Below are 6,097 nucleotides of genomic sequence, written 5' to 3'. Positions count from 1 at the left end.
GCCCCGCTCCCGCGCCTGGTGGCGGTGGTCCCGGCCGTCCGGCGCGCCGCCCCGGCCGCCCGCCGCCCACGTTCGGACGCCTCGCCGTGCGGCCCGCGCACCCGTTCTCCCCTCGCTCCGTCCGCCCGCTCCGAGTGTCCCACATCACCGCCGCCGGAAGATCGTCCGCCCTTGACCTGCAAGTGATCAGGTACTTACAGTCGAGCCGCGAACTGTAAACGAACTCTCGCGGACGGAGGCGGTCGTGACGACCATCGACCAGGACTACCGGGACGTGCTGCGCGTGCTGTCGGAGGGTTCGGTGGCACGGCGCTTCGACCCCTACCTCGACATCGACTGGGACTCGCCGGAGTTCCGGATCGACCCGGACGACCCGCGCTGGATCCTCCCCGACTGCGACCCGCTCGGCGCGCACCCCTGGTACAAGGCGCAGCCCGAGCGGCGCCGGATCGAGATCGGCATGTGGCGGGTCGCCAACATCCAGAAGGTCGGGCTGCAGTTCGAGAGCGTGCTGATCCGCGGCATGATGCAGTACGCGATGCGGCTGCCGAACGGGACGCCCGAGTTCCGCTACTGCCTCCACGAGATGACCGAGGAGTGCAACCACATCCAGATGTTCCAGGAGCTGGTCAACCGCACCGGGCTCCCGGTCCCCGGGATGCGCGCCGACTACCGCAGGACGGCGCACTTCTGGCACCTGGCCGCCTACCTGCCGATCGTCTTCTTCATCGGCATCCTCGCGGGCGAGGAGCCGATCGACCACTTCCAGAAGGAGGCGATCCGGGGCGACCGCGAGCTGCCCCCGGCGGTGCGGCGGACCATGGAGATCCACATCGCCGAGGAGGCGCGGCACATCTCCTTCGCGCACCGCTTCCTGCACGACAAGGTGCGGCGGCAGGGCCGGGTCGGCCGGGGCGCGACGTCGCTCGCCTACCCGGTGATCATGCGCTGGCTCGCCGGCGCGATCATGAACCCGCCGCGCGACCTGGAGAAGCGGTTCGGCATCCCGCGCCGGGTCATGCGCGAGGCGTTCTGGGACAGCCCCGCCTCCCGCGAGATCCTGCGGAGCTACTTCGGCGACGTCCGGATGCTCGCCGACGAGCTCGGCCTGATGAACCCGGTCGCCGCCCGGCTCTGGAAGGCCCTGAAGATCGACGGCCGGCCGTCCCGGTACCGCGGCGAGCCCCACCGCACCGCCCGCGTCCCCGCCGCCTGACCCGCCGCCGTCCGAGGCGGCGGCCCGAGCCCCCGCGTCCGAGCCCCGCCGCCTGAGCCCCCCGCCGTCCGCATTCCGCACGGTCCGAGCCGGAAGAACCCCCCCATGCCCCACGTGGTCACGCAGTCCTGCTGCAACGACGCCTCGTGCGTCCACGCCTGCCCGGTGAACTGCATCCACCCCACGCCCGACGAGCCCGACTTCGGCACCGCCGAGATGCTCTACATCGACCCGGCGGCCTGCGTGGACTGCGGGGCGTGCGTGACCGCGTGCCCGGTCGGGGCGATCAGGCCGCACGGCGGGCTGGACGAGGCGCAGCGGCCCTTCCTGGAGATCAACGCCGACTTCTACAAGGACGGCCGGACGCGCCGCGGCATCCTCGCGCCGCACGAGCCGCCGCTGCACGTCACCACCCGGGAGCCGCTGCGCGTCGCGATCGTCGGGTCCGGGCCGTCCGCGATGTACGCCGCCGACGAGATCCTGACGATCCCGGGCGCGCGCGTGGACGTCTACGAGCGCCTGGCGACGCCCTACGGCCTGGTCCGGACGGGCGTCGCGCCGGACCACGTGGACACCCGCCGCGTCATCGAGGTCTTCGACCGGATCTCCCGGCAGGACGGCTTCCACCTCCACCTGGGCGTCGAGGTCGGCGGCCGGGTCGGCCACGCCGACCTGTTGCGGGACCACCACGCCGTGCTCTACGCGACGGGCGCGTCGTCCGACCGCCGCCTGGACGTCCCCGGCGCGGACGGCGTCACGACCGCGACCGAGTTCGTGGCCTGGTACAACGGCCATCCCGACCACGCGGACCACCGCTTCGACCTCTCCCACCGCCGGGCCGTGGTCATCGGCAACGGCAACGTGGCGCTGGACGTCGCCCGCGTCCTCACGACGCCGCCCGACGCGCTCGCGCGGACGCCGGTCTCCCGCGCCGCCCTGGAGGCGCTGCGGGTCGGCGCGGTCGAGGAGGTCGTCGTGGTGGGCCGCCGGGGGCCGGCCGACTCGGCGTTCACCCTGCCCGAGCTGGTCGGGCTGCGGTCGGCCGTCGAGGTGGTCGTCCCGCCCGCCGACCTGGTGGGCCTGGACGACGCCTCGCTGAAGCACCGCGCGATCCGCGACCTCGGACGCGAGCCGTCCGGCGGACGCCGCGTCACTCTCCGCTACCTGCTCGCCCCCGCCGAGATCACCGACACCGGCGTCACGTTCACCCGCAACGCGCCGCACACCGAGGACGGCCGGACCACGTACGTCCCGACCGGCGAGACCGTGCACCTGGAGGCGGGGCTGGTGCTCACCTCCATCGGCTACCGCGCCCGGCCGCTTCCCGGCCTGCCGTTCGACGAGCGGCGCGCGGTGGTGCCGAACGACAGGGGCCGGGTCGTCGACCCCGCGACCGGCGCGCCCGTCCCCGGCACCTACGTGACCGGCTGGATCAAGCGCGGCCCGACGGGTTTCATCGGCACCAACAAGACGTGCGCCCGGGAGACCGTCCGGCAGCTCGTCGCCGACCACAACGCCGGGCGCCTGCCCCGCCCCGCGGCGGTGCCGAGCCCGGCCTGAGGCGGGTCATTCCGAGTCGGCCGGACGCCCGTCAGCCCTGCGCGGCGGGGAGGATCGCGCGCGGTCTCGCCGGGCCGCCGCGGCGGTTCCACTCGCGCGGGTAGCCCACCGAGACCTCCTCGAACCGGACGCCGTCGTACTCGGTCGTCCGGGGGATGTGCAGATGGCCGTAAACGACGGCCGCCGCGTCGTACTTCAGGTGCCAGTCGGCCGTCCGGTCCGTCCCGCACCACTGCGCGAACTCGGGGTAGCGCAGCACGCGGGTCGGCTCCCGGACGAGCGGCCAGTGGTTGACCAGGACGGTCGGCAGGTCGGTGCCGCGGGCCGCCAGGCGGTCCTCGGAGTAGGCCAGGCGCGCCCGGCACCACGCGTCGCGCGTCGGGTACGGGTCGGGGTGCAGGAGGTACTCGTCGGTGCAGATGATCCCGGCGTTGTAGGCGATCTCGAGCGCCTCCTCCTTGGTGGACGCGCCGTCCGGCCGGAAGCTGTGGTCGTACAGCAGGAACAGCGGCACCAGCTGCACCGGGCCGCCCGCGCCGCGCCACACCGGGTAGGGGTCCTCGGGCGTGTGGACGCCCAGGCGGCGGCAGACCTCGACCAGGTGCAGGTAGCGTTCCTCGCCGCGCCGCTGGTCGGGGTCGTTGCGGGGCGTCCACAGCTCGTGGTTGCCGGGGACCCACACCACCCCGGCGTAGCGTTCGGCGAGGGTGCCCAGCGCCCACTCGACGTCGGCGGCGCGTTCGCCGACGTCGCCCGCGACGATCAGCCAGTCGTCCGGGTCGTCCGGGGTGAGCGCCGCCAGGTGCTCGCGGTTCGCGGCGTGCCCGACGTGCAGGTCACTGATCGCTAGCAGGGTGCCGGGCACGGGCCGCCTTCCTGGCCGGATTCGGACGGTCGGCCTCCCATCCTTGGCGGTGCCACCGGGCCGCGCAAGTGGCGGCGCGGCGGACGCGGGGCCGGTGGGGCGCGCGGGGGGTGACAGGGGGCCCACCGGTGTCCATGATGACGGCTATGTCCGGGCGGCCGGTCCGGGCGTCCGAGGAGGCGCGATGTCAGCTCCCACGGGACGGCTTCTCCGCCGGTTCGCGCTGGTCGCGGCGCTGCCGGTGACGGTCGCGGCGGCCGTCGCGGGCGTTCCCCCCGCCCGGGCGGACGCGGCGCCCGCCCCCGGCGGTCCGGGCGCGGCGTCCCACTTCGACGTTGCGCGCAAGGACTGCGTCGGGACGGCCCGGAGCGGCGCGTCGAAGGTCTGGTACACGGTCGCGAACGGCGCCCTGTCGGACGTCTACGAGCCGACGATCGACAATTCCGATGTCGAGAGCATGCAGTACGTGGTCACCGACGGCCGGACGTTCACCGAGCTGCAGGCGCGCGACACCACCTACAGCGTCGCGACCGACCCGTCCGGGATGGCCTGCACGGTCACCGCGGCCAGTAGGCGGGGCCGCTACCGGATCACCACCACCTACGTCACCGATCCCGGCCGCGACGCGGTCGTGATGAGCACCCGCGTCCAGCCCGCGGGCCTGCGGCTCTACGTGCGGCTCGACACCAACGTCAACGGGAACGGCGGGGGAGGGGTCGCCAACGGCGGGGCGGACAGCGGTGTCATCGACGGAGCGACGCGCGCGCCCGTCGTCTCGGACACCAACACCGTGACCAACGCCGCCAACCGCGACTACGCCGTCCCCACCCACCTCGCGCTCCGCGCCCAGCGCCCTCTGCCCGAGGCGAGCGTCGGCTACGCGGGCACGGGCAGCGACGGCGCGGCCCAACTCGACACCGCGCGCGCCCTCACGCCCGCCTACACCTCGGCCCCGCACGGTAACGTCGTCGCGACCGCGCGCCTCCCCCTCGACCGCGACGGCCGGGTCACCTTCGCGCTCGGCTTCGGACGGTCGCCGTCCGCCGCGCTCGGCACGGCGGCCGACGCGGTGTCCCGGCCCTTCGCGTCCACCCTCGGCCGCTACCAGGCGGGCTGGCGCGCCTACGACGCCCACCTGCGCAGACCTCCCGCCCGCCTGGACGGCAGGCTGCGCGACGCCTACCGGCAGTCGGTGAACGTCCTGAAGGCCAGCGAGGACAAGACGTTCCCCGGCGCGGTCGCCGCGTCCCTCGGCAGCCCGTGGGGGCAGGCGGTCGGCGCGGGCGACGCCCCCGGCGGGAAGGCGGTCTACTTCGGCTCCTACCGCGAGGTGTTCGCACGCGACCTGTACGAGGCGTTCACCGGCCTGCTCGCGGCGGGCGACATCGGGACGGCCCGCGCCACCGTCCGCTTCCTGCTGCTGCGGCAGCAGCAACCCGACGGCCGCCTGCCCCGCAACTCGCTGCTGAACGGCCGGATCGCCCCCGACACCGGGGGCGACCAGCTGGACGAGACCGCCTACCCGATCCTCATGGCCCACCAGGCGGGGCTCGCCGGGGACACCGAACTCTGGCCGCACGTCCGGAGCGCGGCGGACTTCGTCGTCGCGCACGGCCCGGCCTTCGGCGTCGAGCGCTGGGAGGAGCAGTCGGGGTACTCGCCGTCCACGATCGCCGCCGAGATAGCCGGCCTCGTCGCGGCCGGGGACGTCGCCGACCGGCACGGCGACCCGGGACGCGCCCGGCTGTACCGCGCGACCGCCGACCGCTTCACCCGCTCGGTCAAGGGCTGGACGGTCACCACGTCCGGACCGTACGCGCCGCGCTACTTCCTGCGGCTGTCGCGCGCCGGCGATCCGGACGCGGCCGTCTCCTACAACCTCGGCAACGGCGGCCCCACCGAGGACCAGCGGCGCGTCGTGGACGCCGGGTTCCTCGAACTGACCCGGCTCGGCGTCCTGCCCGCCCGCGACCCGGACGTGCTCGCCTCCCTCCGCGTCGTGGACGGCGTGCTGCGCCGGACGACCCCGTCCGGCCCGGGCTGGTACCGCTACGGCACCGGCACCGCCGGGACCGAGGACGGCTACGGCGACTGCTACGAACCCGACCCGACCTCGTGCGAGCGGACGGGAAGCCCGTGGCCGCCGTCCGACACCGGATCCGGGCACCTGTGGCCGGTGCTCACGGGCGAACGCGCCGAGCAGGCGCTGCAGACCGGCGACACCGGGACCGCCGCCGACCTGCTGCGGACGATGCGCGGCATGTCGTCCGGCACCGGCCTGGTCCCCGAGCAGGCGTGGGAGGACCCGGACCTGCCCGCCTCCCCGTACGGCACCGACCCCGCGACCGCATCGATCGGCTTCCGGTCCGGCGGCCCGGCCGGGTCGGCGTCGCCGCTGACCTGGGCCCAGGCGCAGCAGGCCCGGCTCGCCCTCGCGCTCGGCGCGCGCCGCCCGG

General features: G+C 74.8%; 4 protein-coding genes. 3 read left to right on the top strand and 1 reads right to left on the bottom strand.

The genetic code is table 11. The features are described 5' to 3' along the window. Nucleotides 1-244 precede the first annotated feature (244 nt). The gene (locus DZF91_RS29660) at nt 245-1,216 is read left to right on the top strand and encodes an AurF N-oxygenase family protein (protein WP_117360404.1); all 972 of its coding nucleotides are present in this window, start codon (nt 245-247) and stop codon (nt 1,214-1,216) included. Nucleotides 1,217-1,321: 105 nt separating this feature from the next. After that, nucleotides 1,322-2,776 (top strand): FAD-dependent oxidoreductase, encoded by a 1,455-nt coding sequence (locus DZF91_RS29655; RefSeq protein WP_117360403.1) that lies wholly within the window; start codon nt 1,322-1,324, stop codon nt 2,774-2,776. 31 nt (nt 2,777-2,807) lie between these two features. Here DZF91_RS29655 and DZF91_RS29650 read toward each other — a convergent pair whose 3' ends face one another. Next, nucleotides 2,808-3,641, bottom strand: coding sequence for a metallophosphoesterase family protein (locus DZF91_RS29650; protein WP_199486973.1), 834 nt, complete (start codon nt 3,639-3,641; stop codon nt 2,808-2,810). A 184-nt stretch (nt 3,642-3,825) separates the two neighbouring features. Between DZF91_RS29650 and DZF91_RS29645 the strand changes: the two genes are divergently transcribed. Continuing rightward, the coding region (locus DZF91_RS29645) for a glycoside hydrolase family 15 protein (RefSeq protein WP_117360401.1) at nt 3,826-6,097 on the top strand (2,272 nt) is incomplete at its 3' end.

Origin of the sequence: Actinomadura logoneensis, from assembly GCF_003428695.1 — a bacterium.
GTDB lineage: Bacteria > Actinomycetota > Actinomycetes > Streptosporangiales > Streptosporangiaceae > Spirillospora > Spirillospora logoneensis.
Note: the sequence above shows the minus strand (reverse complement) of the source record. Positions and strands in the feature narration are given on the sequence as shown.